Source organism: Pseudomonas wadenswilerensis (genome assembly GCF_900497695.1).
Classification (GTDB): Bacteria; Pseudomonadota; Gammaproteobacteria; order Pseudomonadales; family Pseudomonadaceae; genus Aquipseudomonas; species Aquipseudomonas wadenswilerensis.
On the sequence record NZ_UIDD01000004.1, the window covers coordinates 281445 to 300198 of the forward strand.

Below are 18754 nucleotides of genomic sequence, written 5' to 3' on the forward strand. Positions count from 1 at the left end.
TGGCGGCCTGGGGTGATTGTTCTGTGGATCGTGGATGTTACTGGGTGTATCTAGACTCTCTGTAGTTCCAAGAGAAAGTAGCCATGACTTCAGCCTATTTGAAGCAACGACCGGGCAATCAGCTGTTCGATGCCTATTTCACCGCGCAGGGGATGCGCGAGATCTTCAGCGACCGTGGCCGGGTGCAGGGCATGCTTGATTTCGAAGCAGCCCTGGCCCGTGCCGAAGCGGCCACCGGGGTTATCCCCCAGGTGGCGGTGGCAGCGATCGAAACCGCCTGCCATGCCGAGCGCTATGACTTTGCCGCGCTGGCCGAAGCCATTGCGGTGGCCGGTAACTCGGCGATCCCGCTGGTCAAGGCGCTGGGCAAGGTGATTGCCAGTGGCGTCCCGGAGGCCGAGCGTTATGTGCACCTGGGCGCCACCAGCCAGGATGCCATGGACACCGGCCTGGTGTTGCAACTGCGGGCGGCGCTGGCATTGATCGAAACGGATCTGGCGCGGCTGACGGATGCCCTGGCCCGCCAGGCCCAGACCTACGCAGAGACCCCCTTGGCCGGTCGCACCTGGCTGCAACATGCCACGCCAGTCACCTTGGGCATGAAGATCGCCGGCTGGCTCGGCGCCTTGAACCGCCACCGCGAGCGCCTGCAGGAACTCAAGCCGCGCCTGCTGACCCTGCAGTTTGGCGGCGCTTCCGGCACCCTGGCGGCGCTGGGCGACAAGGCCTTGCCGGTGGCTGAGGCCTTGGCCGCAGAGCTGAAACTCACACTGCCTGAACAACCCTGGCACACCCAGCGCGACCGCCTGGTGGAGTTTGCTTCGGTGCTTGGCATGATCGCCGGCAGCCTCGGTAAGCTCGGCCGTGACGTCAGCCTGCTGATGCAGACCGAAGCGGCCGAGGTATTCGAACCCTCGGCGCCCGGCAAAGGCGGGTCCTCGACCATGCCGCACAAGCGCAATCCGGTCGGCGCCGCGGTGTTGATCGGCGCTGCCACCCGGGTGCCGGGTCTGCTGGCCACGCTGTTTGCCGCCATGCCCCAGGAGCACGAGCGCAGCCTCGGCCTGTGGCATGCCGAATGGGAAACCCTGCCGGAAATCTGCTGCCTGGTGTCCGGTGCACTGCGCCAGGCACAGATCATCGCCGACGGCCTGGAAGTGGACGCCGAGCGCATGCGTCGTAACCTCGACCTGACCCAGGGCCTGGTCCTGGCCGAAGCGGTCAGTATCGTTCTGGCCCAACGCCTGGGTCGTGACCACGCCCACCATTTGCTGGAAACCTGCTGCAAGCGTGCAGTGGCCGAGCAGCGCCACCTGCGCGCCGTGCTTGGTGACGACCCGCAAGTCAGCGCCGAACTTTCGCCAGACGAACTTGATCGTCTGCTCGACCCAGCCCACTACCTCGGCCAGGCCCGTGCCTGGGTCGAGCGGGCGCTGGCTGAACATCACCGCGTCAATGCCTGAAGGAGGCTGCAGTGGCACAGGTACAACTCGCCGATGGCGTACTCAATTATCAACTCGAAGGCCCGGAACACCTGCCGGTGCTGGTGCTGTCCAACTCCCTGGGCACCGACCTGCACATGTGGGACACCCAGGTACCGGCCCTGACCGCGCATTTTCGCGTGCTGCGCTACGACACCCGCGGCCATGGCGGCTCGCTGGTCACCGCAGGGCCGTACAGCATCGAGCAACTGGGGCAGGATGTGCTGGCCCTGCTCGATGCCTTGCACATCGAACAGGCGCATTTCTGCGGCCTGTCCATGGGCGGGCTGATCGGCCAGTGGCTGGGGATCAATGCCGGTCACCGGCTCAAGCGCCTGGTCGTGTGCAACACCGCGGCCAAGATCGGCGCGCCGGACACCTGGAACCCGCGTATCGAGATGGTCCTGCGTGATAAACAGGCGGCAATGGTCGGCCTGCGTGATGCGTCGATCGAGCGTTGGTTTACCCCGGCCTATGCCGCGGGCAACCCCGAGCAGGCCAAGCGTATTACCGACATGCTCGCCGCCACCTCGCCTGAAGGTTATGCGGCTAACTGCGGGGCAGTGCGCGATGCCGACTTCCGTGAGCAGTTGGGCGAGATCAAGGTGCCGCTGCTGGTGATCTCCGGCACCCATGACGCGGTCACGCCGCCGTCGGGCGGGCGCTTCATCCAGGAGAACGTGGCGGGCGCCGAGTATGCCGAGTTCCACGCTGCGCACCTGTCCAACGTTGAAGTCGGTGCGCCGTTCAGCCGCCGGGTGATCGATTTTCTGCTGGCCCGTGAGGAATGACCATGGACGAGAAACAACGTTATGAAGCCGGCATGCAGGTGCGCCGCGCGGTGCTGGGCGATGCCCATGTCGAGCGCAGCCTGGACAACCTGACCGAGTTCAACGGCGAGTTCCAGGAAATGATCACCCGCCACGCCTGGGGTGACATCTGGACCCGCCCGGGCCTGCCCCGGCATACCCGCAGCCTGATCACCATCGCCATGCTGATCGGCATGAACCGCAACGAGGAGCTGAAACTGCACCTGCGCGCGGCGGCCAACAATGGCGTGACCCGTGAAGAGATCAAGGAAGTGCTGATGCAGAGCGCGATCTACTGCGGGATCCCGGCGGCCAATGCCACCTTCCACCTGGCCGAGTCGGTGTGGGATGAGTTGGGGGTTGAGTCGCGGGGCTGACCTTCAGGGCCTTATCGCCGGCAAGGCCGGCTCCCACAGGTATTGCAACCACCCAACCTGTGGGAGCTGGCTTGCCAGCGATGGGCTGCAAAGCAGCCCTAATCAGACCGCCGCCTTCTTCTGCCGAATCGCCACCGGCCCGACAGTGTCTTCAATGGCTTTTTTCAGCTCCAGGCGCATGCCCAGCAAGAACCCCAGCTCCACCACCACAAACAACGGCCCGATGATCAACCCCATCAGATCATCGACAAACGCCGGCTTGCGCCCTTCATAGTGGTGGCCGACAAACTGGATCACCCAGCCAATCACGAACAGCGCAAGCCCGGCACTCAGCCACACCAGGGTGCTTTGCACGGCCAACGCCTGCCCGGCCCACAGGCACAAACCAAGCAATACCGCCATCAGCAGGCCCAGGCGTTGATCCAGGCGCAAGTAGAACCAGCCGGTAACCAGCGCCACCAGCAGCGCCGGCGACACCCAGACGCCGCCCACCGCAACCCCCGGTCGTGACAACAAAACCGTCACCGCCAGCACAATCAGCGGAATACCGATAAAGTGGGTGACGATGTTGCGCGGGTCGCGGTGGTAGGCGGCGTATTGACTCAGGTGTTCGACCAGGTTTTTCATTGTTGTTCCTCCTGTAGGTGGCGTGAGCATGTCCTACAGATTTCCGCCTGTCTGTCGGCTAGCCGACAGAGCTCACCTTCGAGGCGCTATGCGCGAAACCCTGCTGCAAGGTCATTGGTTCCAGGCGTTGCCTCCCTGCTTTCAGGATAGCCTGTTGGCGCTGGCCCGGCAGCGTGAGCTGGCAGCCGGGCAATACCTGTTCCAGCGCGGTGATGCGCCGTGCGGGCTGTATGCGGTGCTCGATGGGGCGATGCGCGTGGGCGCGGTGGCTACCGATGGCAAGGAAGCGCTGTTGACCCTGATCGAAGCGCCGCACTGGTTCGGTGAGATCAGTCTGTTCGACGGCCAGCCGCGTACCCACGACGCCCAGGCTGAAGGGCCGACCCGGCTGTTATGGATACCCCAGGCGCCGCTGTTGAAGTGGCTCGAACAGCAGCCACAGCACTGGCGCGACGTGGCGTTGCTGATGAGCCATAAACTGCGCGTGGTGTTTGTTGCCCTGGAGCAGCAGAGCCTGCTGGCGGCGGCGCCGCGGGTAGCCCACAGGCTGTTGCAGATCGCCGCCGGTTATGGCGAGTTGCGGGGCAGCCGGCGCGTGCTGCAACTGTCCCAGGAGCAGTTGGCGCTGATGCTCTCGCTGTCGCGCCAGACCACCAACCAGATCCTCAAGTCGCTGCAACAGGAGGGCGCCTTGCGCCTGGGCTATGGCGAGATCGAAATCATCGACCCCGCACGCCTGCAGGCGCTGGCTAATCCGGCTGGAACGGTGACTGACTGAGGATCACCCCGGTCTCCTCGACATACTTCTGCCATTCGCCGAGCAGCGCCTCCAGTTTCGCTGGTTGTGCCGTGGCCAGGTCATTGATTTCGCCCGGGTCGCTGGCCAGGTCGTAGAGCTGCCAGGTGGCCGGGCCGACCGGGCCGGGGATGTACACGGCTTTCCAGTGGCCCTGGCGAATCGCCCTGCGGCCGAACAGCTCCCAGCCGGTGACGGTGTTTTCGTCGTGTACCTGCTCGGTCTCGCCTGACAGGAAACCCAGCCAGGACTTACCGCGCAGCGGCGCCACGTCGCGACCGCGCCAACGCTTGCCGGGGTGACGCACGCCGGCAAGATCAAGCAGGGTCGGGGTGATGTCCATCACCGTGCTGAACTGATGGCTGATCTGGCCCTGGCGCGCCAATGCCGGGTAATGCACCAGCGCCGGCACGCGAATTCCGCCTTCGCTGGTGAAGGCCTTGTACAGCCGTGACGGTGCAGTGGCCGCCTGGGCCCAATGTGGGCCGTACCAGACATAGGAGTTGGCCCGGCCGATGTTCTCCAGGCTGTTGTCGTAGTGCTGGTCGAGATAGCTGGCCAGTTGCGGGCCGAATTTGGGGAAGGCTTCGAGCAGCGCCCCTTCGGCACCGTTGTCGGACATGAACAGCACCAGGGTGTTGTCGAGCAGGCCCTGGTTGCGCAGGTAGTCCAGCACCCGGCCGATGTTCCAGTCCATGCGCTCGACCATCGCCGCGTACACCTCCATCGCCCGCGCCGAACGCTGGCGTTGCTCAGCGCTGAGGCTGTGCCAGTGGTTGTCCACCGGGTGGGCCTGGGTATCGGCGGCGATCAGGCCCAACTGACGCAGTTTTTCCAGGCGCTCCTGGCGCAGCACTTCGGGGCCGGCGTCGTAGCGGCCCTGGTAGCGCGTCACCACCTCGGCAGGCGCCTGCAACGGCCAGTGCGGCGCCGAGAAGGGCAGGTAGGCGAAGAATGGCCGGCTCTGGTCGCGCTCCTTCAGGTACTGCAGCAGCTTGTCGCCGAAGGCGTCGGAGGAATAGAAATCCTTGGGCAGTTCTTCGATAAAGGTCTGGTCTTCGATGTACAGCGCCGGCGTCGACTTGAGCAGGCCGGGGGTGTGTTCGTCATAGGTTGGCTCAAAGCCATAGTGGTTGGCAGCGCCGGGCAGCAGGGCGAAGGAGCGCTCGAAGCCGCGGGCCTGGGGCGCCAGTTCGGCGGTCAGGCCCAGGTGCCATTTGCCGCTCATCAGGGTCTGGTAACCGGCATCGCGAAGCAGCTCCGGCAGGGCCACCACGCGGTCATTGAGATAGCCTTCGTAGCCTGGCTTGCCGATCAGTTCCGGGGTCAGCGCTTCGGCCATGGTACCGATGCCGGCGATATGGTGGTCGGTGCCGGTGAGCAGCATCGAGCGGGTTGGCGAGCAGGTCGGCGCGGTATGGAAATCGGTCAGGCGCAGGCCGGCAGTGGCCAGCGTGTCGAGGTTCGGCGTGGCGATTTCACCGCCGAAGGCGCCGAGGTCGGAGAAACCCAGGTCGTCGGCAACGATGACCAGAAAGTTGGGGCGTTGGCTCATGGTCGGTTCTCAGTAGGCAAGGTAGGTCAAAGGCAGGTCGCGGATCTGTTCCAGCGCCGGCGGCAGATAGCGTTCGTCGGCGGTCAGTTCGTGCAGCAGGTCTTCGCGCAGACGGTGGAAGGCGTAACTGGCGCGTTGGCGCGGGTGCGCCAGGTCGATGTCGACGATGCGCTTGATCCGCCCGGGGCGCGGCTCCAGTACCACCACGCGGTCGGCGAGAAACAGCGCTTCTTCGACATCGTGGGTCACCAGCAGGGTGGTAATGCGTGCCCGCTCGCGAATCGCCAGCAGCTCGTCCTGCATCTGCTGGCGGGTCAGCGCGTCGAGGGCGCCGAAGGGTTCATCGAGGAGCAAGATACGCGGGCTGGCCACCAGGCCACGGGCAATTGCCACACGCTGGGCCATGCCACCGGAGAGCTGGTGCGGGTAGGCCTGGCTGAAGTCCTGCAGGCCCACCAGGGCGATGTACTGGTCGATGCGCTGCTGGCGCTGCTCGCTGTTCAACGGCTCGTTGACCAGGCCCAGGGCGATGTTCTGCGCCACGCTCAACCAGGGGAACAGGCGGTGCTCCTGAAAAACGATGCCGCGTTCGCTGCCGATGCCATTGAGCGGTTGGCCGTCGATCAGGATCTGCCCCTGGTAGTCGTTGTCCAGGCCGATCAGCAGGCGCAGCAGGGTAGATTTACCGCAGCCACTGGCGCCGACGATGGCGACGAACTCACCGTCGGCGATTTGCAGGTTGAAGTCGCGGATGGCTTCCAGCTCACCGCCGGCCACGGCGAAGTGTTTGCCGACCTGATTGAAACTGACCAGGGCAGGGGCGATGGCGTTCATGCTCGTCTCCAGCGCGTGGCGCGCAATTCGAGGTGTTGTCCAAAGGCGCCGAGGAGCGCGCCAGTGAGGCCGACCAGGAGCATCCCGGCCATGATGATGTCCATGCGCAGCAACTGCTGGGCGCCGATCATCAGGCTGCCGATACCGCCGCCCGAGGGCATGAAGTATTCGGCGCCGATGGTACCCAGCCAGGCGTAGATCAGGCCGATGCGCAGGCCGGCGAAAATCCCCGGCGCAGCGCCTGGCAGCACCAGTCGGTGCAGGCGCTGGGGCAGGTTGAGGTGCAGCACGCGGGCGACTTCCTCCAGCTGTGGCGAGCGGTTGGCCACCGCCCGCTGGGTGGCGATGAACAGCGGGAAGAACGCCGCCAGGCCGACGAATACCCATTTGGCCAATTCACCGAGGCCGAACCAGGCGGTCAGCAGCGGCACCCAGGCGAAGATCGCGATCTGGCGCAAACCGGCCAGGCTTGGCCCGAGCAGCCGTTCGGCGGGCGTCGACAGCCCAAGCCACAGGCCCAGGGCGAAGCCCAGGCTGCCGCCGAGCAGCAAACCGCCCAGGGCCCGACCGACACTGATCGCCAGGGCGCCGCTGAGCGAGCCGTCGAGCAGGCCATTCCAGGTGGTCTGCAGGACTTGCAACGGGGCAACCAGAATCTGCGTGTCGACCCAGTCCAGTTGATTGGCCAGCTGCCACAGCACCAGCAGCGCGATCGGCAGCAGCAAGGCCTGCAAGCGCTGGGCGCCTTGCAAACGCGACACCCGCAGCTCGGCGCTGGGCGGATGCGGCCAATGCACCAGGTGCCGGTCGAGCCAGCCGAGGATGCGATCCATGACAAAACCCAGCAGGCCGATGACCAGGATGCAGACAAACACGATATCGAGCATGAACAGCTGCCGGGCCCAGACCATCAGGTAACCGATACCTTCACTGGAGGCCAGCAGTTCCACCGCCAGCAACGATGTCCAGCCGGTGGCCAGGGCCAGGCGCACGCCGGCGAGAAAGGCCGGCAGGGCCGCCGGAAAAATCAGTTGGCTGACCAGCAGGCGCGCCGGCAGGCGCAACACCGTGGCCGCCTCGCGCAGCCGTGGCTGGGTATCGCGCACCCCCACCAGGGTATGCAGGGTCACTGGCACGATGATCGCCTTGACCAGCACCACCAGCTTGAGCACCTCGCCGATACCGAACAGCACCATGAACAGCGGCACCCAGGCCAGGGTCGGGATCTGCGCCAGGGCATTGAAGGTTGGCAGTACCAGGCGTTCGGCGCGACGGCTGAAACCCAGCCAGGCACCGAGCAAGGCGCCGCTGGCGACGCCCACCAGCAGGCCCAGGGCCAGGCGTTGCAGGCTGATCGCCAGGTGCGTCCACAGCTCGCCCTGGGCCAGCTCCAGGCCGCTCTGCCAGACCAGGCTCGGTGCCGGCAATATCTGTTCGCTCATCCACTGGTTGCGACTGGCCAGCCACCACAGTGCTGCCAGTAACAGGGGCAGATACCAGGCTTGCAGGCGGCTCAGGTACAGGCCGTCGAACCGTCGCGTCCGGCCTGGCGGGCTGGCCAGTGGCAGGCTGGAAAGTGAAGCTCGGGCCATGGAAACCTCTGCGAGTTGAAATTTGCTTATTCTTAAATTGAATTACAGATTTGAATATCAATTCGTTTAGGTGATAAGAATCTGCATTTAAAGCTGCTGTCACAACGCGCAGCCAATGCATTCGAAGCATATTTTTCTTGTGCCTGATGCATGGCGCGCTGGAACGCCCGTAGAACGGCTTTTATGCTTACAAGTTATTAAAATGTAATTTATTAGTATTTATTTACTGGTCTGGGTTGTCGGTAGCGTGGCCGCACCATTACAAGGAGTCGCGTGCCATGAACCTGTCGATCAACCGTGTGTTCAATCTGTTTGCCGTTCCCGCCCTGGCCGCGGTGGTCGGCTGGCTGCCGCCGGCCCAGGCTGGCGAGGTCAGGGAAATCCGCATCGCCGTGCCCGACCTGAGCGCCGGCACCCAGCATTCCGGCGGCGGTGTGACCGACGTACTGCGCGACCAGCAATTGCTGGAAAAAGCCTTCGCCGCCGATGGCATCAGCATCCAGTGGAACTACTTCAAGGGCGCGGGCCCGGTGATCAACGAGGCATTCGCCAACGGCCAGGTCGACTTCGCCTACCTCGGCGACCTGGCGGCGATCATCGGCAAGGCCAATGGCCTCGACACCCGCCTGCTGGCCGCCACCGGGCGCGGCATCAAGCATTACCTCGGAGTGGCGCCGGGCAGCAACATCAAGACCTTGCAAGATCTCAAGGGCAAGCGCGTGGCGGTGTTTCGCGGCACTGCCACCCAGCTGTCGTTCGACGCCGCCCTGGCCAGCCAGGGCCTGAGCGAGAAGGACCTGAAAGTCATCAACCTGGATTTCAACGCGGCGATCGCCGCCCTGGCTGCCAGGCAGATCGACGCCACCTGGGGCTCGACCGGCATCAGCGCCCTCAAGCAACGCGGCCTGGCCGAGCTGCCGCTGAACACCCGTGACCTGGGCGGCGCCGGTAATGTTCAGGCGGTGCTGGTAGGGGCTGGGCGCTTTGTCGACGAGCACCCGGAACTGGTGGAAAAACTGCTAGCTGCTCAGGAGAAGGCCGTGCACTGGCTGACCCAGGACGACAACAAGGAGGCTTACATTCAGTTGGTCTCGGGGCTGGCCAGCTACCCGCCGGCGATCCTGCAGCAAGACCTGCAGAACGAGCAGCTGAGCAAGATCTTCCCCTCGACCCTGGATGCCGACTTTCTGGCCAAGTTGCAGGCTTCAGTTGACCTGGCCGCCGGGCAGCGGCTGATCCGCAAACCGTTCAAGGTCGAGCAGTGGCTGGCGCCTCAGGCTATCCGGCCAGCACCTGCACCTCTGGCTGCCGATCGAGGCTGATCAGGGTTTCGATCATTGCCCGGGCGGCGGGCGAAAGGCGATAACCGCTGCGGCTGACGATGCCGCAGCGGGCATTGAGGCTGTCGAGGTTGGCCGGCAGGTTGCGCCAGTGCAGGCGTATCAGGCGGCCCTGTTCGATGTCCTCGGCAAAGGCTTCTTCGGTGCCGATACCAATGGCGTCGGTGCCCAGCACGATCTTCACCAGGGTCGGCAGGTGCTCGGTCTGCACCTGCGGGGCGAAGTCGGTCTTGCCGCTGAGGTTGGCCAGCAGCTTGCGCACCCCCGGCGGGATCAGGGTGGTGGCCAGCGGGTAGTCGTACATGTCGTTGGTCGACAGGCTGTCCTTGGCCAGCAGCGGGTGCCCCGGACGGCAGAAGAACAGGCCGCGGCGCGGGCTCAGCGGCTGGGTCTGGAAGTTCGGGTCGGCCTCGAAATGACGGATGTCGGCGACGAAGAACTCGATCTCTTCTCGACTCAGCGCGCGGCTGAGTTTTTCCCAGTTATCCACGTCGAAGCAGGTGCGCACCTTGGGGTGGGCGCCGAGAAAGCGTGCCACCGCCTGCGGCACCAGGTGCACCGCAGGCGCCGGGCCGCAGCCGAAGCGCAGCTCGCCGGCATCGAGCTTGGTCATCTGCTGCACTTCGCTGTTCAGCTGCGCCGCGCCTTGCACCAGGCGCAGGGCGTGCTGCAGCACCACCTGGCCTTCGGGCGTGGGGCGCAGATCCTTGTTGCCGCGATCGATCAGCACGCAGCCGAACTCCTGTTCCAGGCCCTGGATGCTGCGGCTGAAAGCCGGCTGGGTGATGCCCATGGCATCGGCGGCGCGGACAAAACTGCGGTGTTCAGTGAGGGCGATGAAGTAACGCAGTTGGCGAAGATCCATATGCTTTCCCGGCATTCCAAAAATACGGCGAAGGTATTTGCCGCCGTGCAGGCTCAGGTTTTAAATGCAAGCTCTTATTCCGTCAATGAAGCATCTGTTTATTTGTTAGAGCTTATTTGCATATCAATAGAGCAGAGCTTTCATCGGCACTTCGCGCAACCTAGCCAGATGAGGGTCAAACCATGAGCAATGCCGCACGCGTCGTAGCACCTGTCACCCACGCGCTGGACATCCACCCGGTGGCCGGTCGCATCGGTGCCGAGATCCGCGGGGTCCAGTTGAGCGCCGACCTTGAACCTGCCGTGATCGAGGCCATCCAGGCCGCGCTGGTGCAGTACAAGGTGGTGTTCTTCCGCGCCCAGACTCATCTTGATGACCAGGGCCAGGAAGCCTTTGCCCACCTGCTCGGCGAGCCGATCGCCCACCCGACCGTGCCGGTGCGCGAAGGCACGCGTTACCTGCTTGAACTCGATGGTGGCGAAGGGCGCCGGGCCAATTCCTGGCACACCGACGTGACCTTCGTCGATGCCTACCCCAAGGCGTCGATCCTGCGCTCGGTGGTAGCGCCCGCGTCCGGCGGCGATACCGTATGGGCCAATACCGCCACGGCTTATCAGGACCTTTCTGCCGAGTTGCAGGCCCTGGCTGACCAGCTCTGGGCGGTGCACAGCAACGAGTACGACTACGCCGCAGCCAAGCCCAACGTGAGCCTCGAGCAGCTGGAAAATTACCGGAAGATCTTCACCTCGACGGTGTATGAAACCGAGCACCCGGTGGTGCGCGTGCACCCGGTCAGCGGCGAAAAGAACCTCTTGCTCGGGCACTTTGTCAAACGCATCAAGGGCTACTCGCAGAGCGACTCGGCACATCTGTTCAACCTGCTGCAAAGCCATGTCACACGGCTGGAGAACACCGTGCGCTGGCGCTGGCAGGCGGGTGACGTGGCGATCTGGGATAACCGCGCGACCCAGCATTACGCGGTGGACGATTATGGCACCCAGGGCCGCGTGGTACGCCGGGTGACCTTGCAGGGCGACGTGCCGGTGGGGGTGGCCGGGCAGCATAGCCGCACCACACGCGGGGCTTGAAGCAATCGCGGGGCAAGCCCGCTCCTACAGTCCAGGTGTTGTGCACAGCGGACATTGTGGGAGCAACTGTCTTGATCAGGCTGTTTGCTCTCGCCAAGGGGTATTGTCCCGCAGCATTGCATTCAGCCTGACGATCAGTACCCGCATGCAAGCTACGAGTGCCACCTTGGCGCACTTGCCACGTGCCCGAAGTGCTTCGTAGCGTGCTTTAAATTCCGTGTTGTGGCGGATGATGATCCAGCTCGACATGTACAGCACTCGCCTTACATGGGCCCGACCACCCCATATCTGGCGGTGCCCTCGATGGCTACCACTATCGTTGTTGTAAGGCGCTACGCCCACCAGCGCGGCGATCTGACGGCGGTCCAACTGCCCCAGTTCAGGCAGTGAGGCGAGCAGATTTGCGGCGGTTACCCGACCGATTCCGCTCACCGCCAACAACTGACTCGCCCTGGTATCGTCCAGTTGCACCATCGCCTGGTCAATTTCTTCGTCGAGGCGTTTGATCAGCACTTTCAGGTGTTCTATGTGCTCATCAAAGTGGGCCATCGCCATTGCCGAGCGGCATTGCAGGCGACGCCGTTTGTAGTCATCACGGCTCTGCACAAATTGGGCGCGCTGCTTCACCAACTCGCGCAGCTCTTCGCGTTCCGGGCTGATCGGTTGGCCTTGAGGAACGCTGAGGTGTGCAGCGAAGTCCGCAAGGACCTCGGCGTCGATCTTGTCGGTTTTGGCTTTTTTACCCATGGCATCGGCGAATTTCCGGGCACGGGCTGGATTGATGCAGATGGTTTCCAGTCCTGCTGAGGCCAGGGAGATCAACACATCTTTCTCGTAGCCGCCTGTCGCTTCGATCAGCACTCGACTGATATTGAAGTCCTTCAGACGCTCAAGCAACGCCTCGAAGCCTGCGGAGTTGTTGGCCACTTCGAAGCGGATTTTCTGAGGTTTGATGCAGATCTCTAAAGTGGCTTTGGCAGTGTCGATTCCAACAGAAGACAACATGGCTGAACCCTCTTACACTCAGTTGTGAGAGCGCTCTGGCTTGGCCCACGCTTGTGATTCGAGAGGCGCTCAATCAACTGTTCGGGCTCGGGCCAGAGTGGAGAGGTGAATGGCAGCTTTGCTCCCACACGTGCTTTAAGCACTACCGGCGTACAGCTTGCCATTCACCGCTCTCACTTCTGATTCTATTCCTACCTCAAGACACAAGCCGGCGTTGCCGGCGATGGGCTGCGAAGCAGCCCCAAGTTCAGAGAATACTGATCGGGTAACTGATGATCAGCCGGTTCTCATCAAAGGTATTGGTGCTGTAGTCCCGGCGCATGGTCGAGTTACGCCACTTGAGCGACAGGCTCTTCAACGTCCCGGACTGGATCACATAGGCCAGCTCCGACTCCCGCGCCCATTCCTTGCCATCGGTGATGGCGCCGGTATGCACGTTGTCGCCGCTGATGTAGCGGTTCATCAGGGTCAGCCCGGGCACGCCGAGGCCGGCGAAGTTGTAGTCGTGACGCAACTGCCAGGAGCGCTCCTGGGCGTTGTCGAAGCTTGAGTTGTAGCTGTCGTTGGCCAGGGTGCCACCACTGGTGCCATTGACCCGCATCCAGGCATCGTCGCCGCTGACTTTCTGCAGGCCAACATAGAAGGTACTGGCGCCGTACTTGGCCGAGAGCATCGCCGAGGCGGTGCGGTTGTCCAGTTTGCCGGCGCGTTCGGCGCCGTCTTCCTTGCCGATGAAGTAGCCGAGGTTGGCGCCCAGGGTCCAGTCGCCCAGCGGCTGGCTGTGCACCAGGTTGAGGTACTGCTGGTTGTAGATGTCCTTGAGTTCGGCGTTCCACAAACCGATCATCGTGCGCTTGTCGTTGAAGCTGTATTCGCCACCGGCAAAGTTGAAGCGGTCGGAGGTGAAGGCCGCCCGGCCGTTCATCGACATGTCTTCCATGCTCGCGTCATTGCGCGGGCTGTTGCCGCGGAACTGCCCGGCATACAGGGTCAGGCCGGTGATTTCCTGGGAGGTGATCTGCCCGCCGCGGAAGGTTTGCGGCAGCGAGCGGCCGTCGTCCGAACGCAAAATCGGCAGCACCGGCATCCATTCACCAACCTTCAGTTCGGTGTTGGAGATCTTCGCTTTCAGTGCCACGCCGAGACGGCCGAAATCGTCGGCCGGGCGCCCGTCATCGTGCACCGGCAACAAGTGTGTGCCCGCCGTGCCCTTGCCGCCATCGAGCTTGACCGAGTACAGGCCCAATACATCGACACCGAAGCCGACCAGGCCCTGGGTAAAGCCGGAGCGGACGTCGAGGATGAAGCTCTGGGTCCATTCCTCGGCCTTGCCTTGCGGGTTGGCCGGGTCGACGAAGTTGCGGTTGATGTAGAAATTGCGCAGGTTGAGGCTGACCTTGGCGTCCTCGACAAAGCCGCCTTCGGCCGCGAGGGCGGGCAGGGCGCAAGTCATGGCCAACAAGCCGGGAAGCAGGTGTCGTGCGGGTGCGGGTGTGGTCATCGTCTGTTGTCTCTTGTTTTTATGTAAGCCGAAGCCATCCGCTGCGACAGTTGGAGGTCACAGGCCGGGCTACGATCTTTTGGGGGTACGCTTTGGAAAAGCTGCGAAGCGATGGTGCGGCGGCGGGCGGGGGTGAATCAATTCGTTACAGGCGGAATTGGGCGATAATCGAACGGTAACTGGTTGGTTAATTCATCATCGCGGGGGCAAGCCCGCTCCTGCAGGCGATTGCATAAAAAAGCCCACCGCAAGGGTGGGCTCTTTCACAACGCAAACACTCAGCCTTTCGGCGTCTGGGCTGCAGCCTGCTGCTGCGCCTGACCGGTCTGCTCGTACCAGCCGCCACCGAGGGCCTTGTACAGGTTGACCTCGCTGACCAGCTGCGACAGGCGATCACTGATCAACGACTGCTGGGTGTTGAACAGCTGACGCTGGGCGTCGAGGAAGGTCAGGTTGCTATCGATACCAATGCGGTAACGACGCTCGGCCAGGCGGTAGTAGTCCTGGTTGGCGGCAACCAGGTCGCGCTGGGCCTGCAACTGCTGATTGAAGGTCTGGCGCGCGGCGAGGCCATCGGAGACTTCCTGGAAGGCGGTCTGGATGGTTTTCTCGTATTTCGCGACGTTGATGTCCTTCTGGATCTTCGAGTAGTCGAGGCTGGCACGCAGGGAACCGGCGTTGAAGATCGGCAGGTTGATCTGCGGCTGGAACAGCCAGGTGCCCGAACCACCCTTGAACAGGCCACCCATGTCCGGGCTCAGGGTACCGGCGTTGGCAGTCAGGCTGATGCTCGGGAAGAACGCTGCGCGGGCGGCGCCGATGTTGGCATTGGCGGCCTTGAGCAGGTGTTCGGCTTCCTGGATGTCCGGGCGGCGTTGCAGCAGGTCGGACGGCAGGCCCGCCGGGACTTCGGCCAGCAGGTCGCTGTCGAGCTTCTGCGCCGCCGGCAGGTTGGCCGGCACGCCGGTGCCGAGCAGCACGGTCAGGCTGTTGAGGTCCTGGGCAACCTGGCGCTGGAACTGCGCCAGCTTGACCCGAGCGCCTTCAACCGAAGTACGTGCCTGGCTCAGGTCCAGGGCCGAAGCCACACCTACTTCATTACTGCGCAAGGTCAGCTGGTAGCTTTCCTCGTAGGTCTTGAGGGTGTCTTCGGTCAGCTTGAGCAGCGCCTGGTCGGCCTGCCAGGTGAAGTAGGCGTTAGCCACACTGGCCACCAGGCTGATCTGCGTCGAGCGCCGCGCTTCTTCGCTGGACAGGTAGATTTCCAGTTGCTGCTCGGTCAGGCTGCGCACCCGGCCGAACAGGTCGAGCTCGTACGCGCTGACCCCGAGGGTCGCCGAGTACTGGCTGCTGATACTGGATTCACCGGTTTGCGACATGTTCGCCGGCATCCGCTGACGGCTGCCGCTGCCATTGGCCGAGACCGCCGGGAACAGGTCGGCCCGCTGGATGCGGTACTGCGCGCGGTAGGCATCGATGTTCAGCGCCGCGACCTTGAGGTCGCGGTTGTTGACCAGCGCGCTCTGGATCAACTGCTGCAGCGCCGGGTCATGGAAGAACTGACGCCAGCCCTGTTCGGCGGCAGCCACCTCGGCCGACTCGGTCGGCGAGTAGGCAGGGCCTTGCGGCCACTGCGCGGCCACCGGCGATTCCGGGGTCTGGTAGTCAGGGATCAGCGAGCAGCCGCCAAGAATGAAAGCGGTTACTGCCAGGGACAACAGGGACTTACTCATTGCCCGGCCTCATAGCGTGGAGTTTCAGGGGTGGCGTCTTCTTCGGGCTTCTTGCTACCGAATAGCGACGACACGCTTACGAAGAACAATGGCACCCAGAAAATTGCCAGTACGGTGGCGGTCAGCATCCCGCCGATTACCCCGGTACCGATGGCGTGCTGGCTACCCGAGCCTGCGCCGCTGGAGATGGCCAACGGTACTACGCCGAGGATGAACGCCAGCGAGGTCATGATGATCGGCCGCAGACGCATCCGGCAGGCTTCGATGGCCGCATCCATCAGGCTGCGGCCCTGCTCGTGCAGTTCCTTGGCGAACTCGACGATCAGAATCGCGTTCTTCGCCGCCAGGCCGATGGTGGTCAACAGGCCCACCTGGAAGTACACGTCGTTGGACAACCCGCGCAGGCTGGTAGCCAGCAGCGCACCGATAATCCCCAGCGGTACCACGAGCATGACCGCGATCGGGATCGACCAGCTTTCATACAGCGCCGCCAGACACAGGAACACCATCAGCAGCGACAGGGCGTACAGCGCTGGCGCCTGGGAGCCGGACAGCCGCTCCTCGTACGACAGGCCCGTCCAGGAGTAACCGATACCCGCCGGCAGTTGCGCGGCCAGGCGCTCGACCTCGAGCATGGCTTCACCGGTACTGTAGCCAGGGGCTGGCGCACCGAGGATTTCCATGGCTTCTACACCGTTGTAACGCGACAGCTTCGGTGCCCCGTAGATCCACTCGCCCTTGGCGAAGGAGGAGAACGGCACCATTTCGCCGGCGGCGTTGCGCACGTACCACTTCTGCAGGTCTTCCGGGCTCATCCGTGCACCGGCTTCACCCTGGATGTAGACCTTCTTGACCCGACCGCGGTCGATGAAGTCGTTGACGTAGCTGGCACCCAGGGCAATCGACAGGGTGTTGTTGATGTCGGCAATGGTCACGCCCAGGGCACTGGCGCGCTCGTCGTCGACGGTCAGCTGGTACTGCGGTTCATCGTTCAGGCCGTTCGGGCGCACTGCCGAAAGGATCTTGCTCTGCGCGGCCATGCCGAGGAACTGGTTACGCGCTTCCATCAGCTTGTCGTGGCCGACACCGGCACGGTCTTGCAGGAACACGTCGAAACCGGTGGCGTTACCCAGCTCCAGTACCGCAGGCGGGGCAAAGGCGAACACCATCGCATCGCGGAAGCTGAAGAAGTGCTGCTGGGCACGGTTCGCCAGGTTGAACACGTTGTTCTCGGCAGAACGCTCGCCCCACGGCTTGAGCATGATGAACGCCATGCCCGAGCTCTGGCCACGACCGGCGAAGTTGAAGCCGTTGACGGTGAACACCGAGGCAACGGTATCGGCTTCCTTGTCGAGCAGGTAGCTGCGCATCTCGTCGATCACCACCTGGGTGCGCTCGGCGCTGGAACCGGCCGGGGTCTGCACCTGGGCGAAAAGAACACCCTGGTCTTCTTCAGGCAGGAACGCCGTTGGGATCCGGGTGAACAGCCAGATCATGCCGACCACGATCAGCAGGTAGGCCAGCAGGTAAGGGGCCTTGTGCCGCAACATGTTGCCGACACCGCGCTCGTAGCTGCGCACGCTGCGGTCGAAGTTGCGGTTGAACCAGCCGAAGAAGCCGCGCTTGGCAACGTGGTGCTCGCCCTTGGCAATCGGCTTGAGCATGGTTGCGCACAGCGCCGGGGTGAAGATCAGGGCAACCAGTACCGACAGGGCCATGGCCGAGACGATGGTGATCGAGAACTGTTTGTAGATCACCCCGGTGGAGCCGCCGAAGAACGCCATTGGCAGCAATACTGCCGACAGTACCAGGGCAATACCGACCAGGGCACCCTGGATCTGGCCCATGGACTTCTTGGTCGCTTCCTTGGGTGACAACCCCTCTTCGGCCATCACCCGCTCGACGTTCTCCACCACGACGATGGCGTCGTCCACCAGCAAGCCGATAGCCAGCACCATGCCGAACATGGTCAGGGTGTTGATGCTGAAGTCCGCCGCGGCAAGGATGCCGAAAGTACCCAGCAACACCACCGGTACGGTCATGGTGGTGATGATGGTGGCGCGGAAGTTCTGCAGGAACAGGTACATCACCAGGAACACCAGCACGATCGCTTCGATCAGGGTGTGGATTACCCCGCTGATCGATTCGGTCACGACCGGCGTGGTGTCATACGGGAACACCGCCTTCATGCCTTCCGGGAAAAACGGTTCCAGGTCGGTGATGGTTTGACGCAGGGCCTTGGCGGTATCCAGGGCGTTGGCGCCGGTGGCCAGTTTTACTGCCAGGCCGGAAGCCGGCTTGCCGTTGAACTGGGCGCTGATCGCGTAGTTCTCGCCACCCAGGCCGACCTTGGCGACATCGCCCAGGCGCACCTGGGAGCCATCACGGTTGACCTTGAGCAGGATCTTCTCGAACTGCTCGGCAGTCTGCAGGCGGGTCTTGCCGATGATGGTGGCGTTGAGCTGGGTGCCTGGCAGGGCAGGCAGGCCGCCGAGCTGGCCGGAGGACACCTGGACGTTCTGCGCGGCCACGGCGGTACGCACGTCGACCGGGGTCAGCTGATACTTGTTCAGCTTGGCCGGGTCGAGCCAGATACGCATGGCGTACTGGGCACCGAACACCTGGAAGTCACCGACACCGGCAGTCCGCGAGATCGGGTCCTGCATGTTGGAGACGATGTAGTTGGCCAGGTCGTCCTTGGACATGCTGCCGTCTTCGGACACCAGGCCGATCACCAGCAGGAAGTTCTTCACCGCCTTGGTCACGCGGATACCCTGCTGCTGCACTTCTTGCGGCAGCAGCGGGGTGGCCAGGTTCAGCTTGTTCTGCACCTGGACCTGCGCGGTATCGGGGTTGGTACCCTGCTCGAAGGTCGCGGTAATGGTCATGCTGCCGTCGGAGTTACTTTCCGACGATACATAACGCAGGTTGTCGATACCGTTGAGCTGCTGCTCGATCACCTGGACCACGGTGTCCTGCACGGTCTGCGCCGAGGCGCCCGGGTAGGTCACGGCGATGGCGATGGCCGGCGGCGCGATGCTCGGGTACTGGTTGATTGGCAACTTGAGGATCGACAAGGCGCCGACCAGCATGATCACCAAGGCGATCACCCAGGCAAAGATCGGGCGATCGATAAAGAATCTCGACATGG

Annotated in this window: 15 protein-coding genes; 6 read left to right on the forward strand and 9 right to left on the reverse strand. The window is 63.4% G+C overall.

Annotated features, from left to right (window positions below):
• Positions 1-83 precede the first annotated feature (83 nt).
• From CCOS864_RS06115 to pcaC, 3 genes are read left to right on the forward strand one after another with little or no spacing between them, the layout of a single operon-like run.
• Positions 84-1463 carry a 3-carboxy-cis,cis-muconate cycloisomerase gene (locus tag CCOS864_RS06115; RefSeq protein ID WP_115085497.1) on the forward strand — a complete coding sequence of 460 codons (1380 nt, stop codon included), beginning with the start codon at positions 84-86 and terminating at the stop codon, positions 1461-1463.
• Between the two features lie 11 nt (positions 1464-1474).
• A complete protein-coding gene (gene pcaD / locus CCOS864_RS06120) occupies positions 1475-2272 on the forward strand; it encodes a 3-oxoadipate enol-lactonase (protein WP_115085498.1) in 798 nt (265 codons plus the stop codon).
• A gap of 2 nt (positions 2273-2274) precedes the next feature.
• Positions 2275-2667 (forward strand): 4-carboxymuconolactone decarboxylase, encoded by a 393-nt coding sequence (pcaC, locus tag CCOS864_RS06125; protein WP_115085499.1) that lies wholly within the window; start codon positions 2275-2277, stop codon positions 2665-2667.
• 102 nt (positions 2668-2769) lie between these two features.
• On the opposite strand, the gene CCOS864_RS06130 is transcribed toward pcaC, so the two are convergent.
• Positions 2770-3294 carry an Mpo1 family 2-hydroxy fatty acid dioxygenase gene (locus CCOS864_RS06130; protein WP_115085500.1) on the reverse strand — a complete coding sequence of 175 codons (525 nt, stop codon included), beginning with the start codon at positions 3292-3294 and terminating at the stop codon, positions 2770-2772.
• Between the two features lie 88 nt (positions 3295-3382).
• Here CCOS864_RS06130 and CCOS864_RS06135 point away from each other — a divergent pair, with 88 nt between their 5' ends.
• Positions 3383-4072: a Crp/Fnr family transcriptional regulator gene (locus tag CCOS864_RS06135; protein ID WP_115085501.1), complete on the forward strand. Its 690-nt coding sequence runs from the start codon at positions 3383-3385 to the stop codon at positions 4070-4072.
• Here the strand turns inward: CCOS864_RS06135 and CCOS864_RS06140 are convergent.
• From CCOS864_RS06140 to CCOS864_RS06150, 3 genes are read right to left on the reverse strand one after another with little or no spacing between them, the layout of a single operon-like run.
• Positions 4044-5645, reverse strand: a complete 1602-nt coding sequence (locus CCOS864_RS06140; protein ID WP_115085502.1) for an arylsulfatase — start codon at positions 5643-5645, stop codon at positions 4044-4046. The genes CCOS864_RS06135 and CCOS864_RS06140 overlap by 29 nt on opposite strands.
• A 9-nt stretch (positions 5646-5654) precedes the next feature.
• Positions 5655-6479: an ABC transporter ATP-binding protein gene (locus tag CCOS864_RS06145; protein WP_115085503.1), complete on the reverse strand. Its 825-nt coding sequence runs from the start codon at positions 6477-6479 to the stop codon at positions 5655-5657.
• Positions 6476-8071 (reverse strand): ABC transporter permease, encoded by a 1596-nt coding sequence (locus tag CCOS864_RS06150; protein WP_115085504.1) that lies wholly within the window; start codon positions 8069-8071, stop codon positions 6476-6478. The genes CCOS864_RS06145 and CCOS864_RS06150 overlap by 4 nt, the downstream gene beginning before the upstream one ends.
• Before the next feature lie 278 nt (positions 8072-8349).
• On the opposite strand from CCOS864_RS06150, the gene CCOS864_RS06155 reads away from it, so the two are divergent.
• Positions 8350-9393, forward strand: a complete 1044-nt coding sequence (locus CCOS864_RS06155; RefSeq protein ID WP_115085505.1) for an ABC transporter substrate-binding protein — start codon at positions 8350-8352, stop codon at positions 9391-9393.
• On the opposite strand, the gene CCOS864_RS06160 is transcribed toward CCOS864_RS06155, so the two are convergent.
• Positions 9350-10276 carry a LysR family transcriptional regulator gene (locus CCOS864_RS06160; protein WP_115085506.1) on the reverse strand — a complete coding sequence of 309 codons (927 nt, stop codon included), beginning with the start codon at positions 10274-10276 and terminating at the stop codon, positions 9350-9352. The genes CCOS864_RS06155 and CCOS864_RS06160 overlap by 44 nt on opposite strands.
• Before the next feature lie 182 nt (positions 10277-10458).
• Between CCOS864_RS06160 and CCOS864_RS06165 the strand changes: the two genes are divergently transcribed.
• Entirely contained in the window at positions 10459-11364 is a 906-nt protein-coding gene (locus tag CCOS864_RS06165) for a TauD/TfdA dioxygenase family protein (RefSeq protein ID WP_115085507.1), read from the forward strand.
• 75 nt (positions 11365-11439) lie between these two features.
• On the opposite strand, the gene CCOS864_RS06170 is transcribed toward CCOS864_RS06165, so the two are convergent.
• The 4 genes from CCOS864_RS06170 to ttgB form a co-directional block, all read right to left on the reverse strand.
• Entirely contained in the window at positions 11440-12369 is a 930-nt protein-coding gene (locus CCOS864_RS06170; protein ID WP_115085508.1) for an IS110 family RNA-guided transposase, read from the reverse strand.
• A 247-nt stretch (positions 12370-12616) separates the two neighbouring features.
• Entirely contained in the window at positions 12617-13870 is a 1254-nt protein-coding gene (locus CCOS864_RS06175) for an OprD family porin (protein ID WP_115085509.1), read from the reverse strand.
• A gap of 278 nt (positions 13871-14148) precedes the next feature.
• Positions 14149-15603 carry an AdeC/AdeK/OprM family multidrug efflux complex outer membrane factor gene (locus CCOS864_RS06180; protein WP_115085510.1) on the reverse strand — a complete coding sequence of 485 codons (1455 nt, stop codon included), beginning with the start codon at positions 15601-15603 and terminating at the stop codon, positions 14149-14151.
• Entirely contained in the window at positions 15600-18752 is a 3153-nt protein-coding gene (gene ttgB / locus CCOS864_RS06185) for a multidrug efflux RND transporter permease subunit TtgB (RefSeq protein WP_115085511.1), read from the reverse strand. Before ttgB ends, CCOS864_RS06180 begins: the two co-directional genes overlap by 4 nt.
• Positions 18753-18754 lie beyond the last annotated feature (2 nt).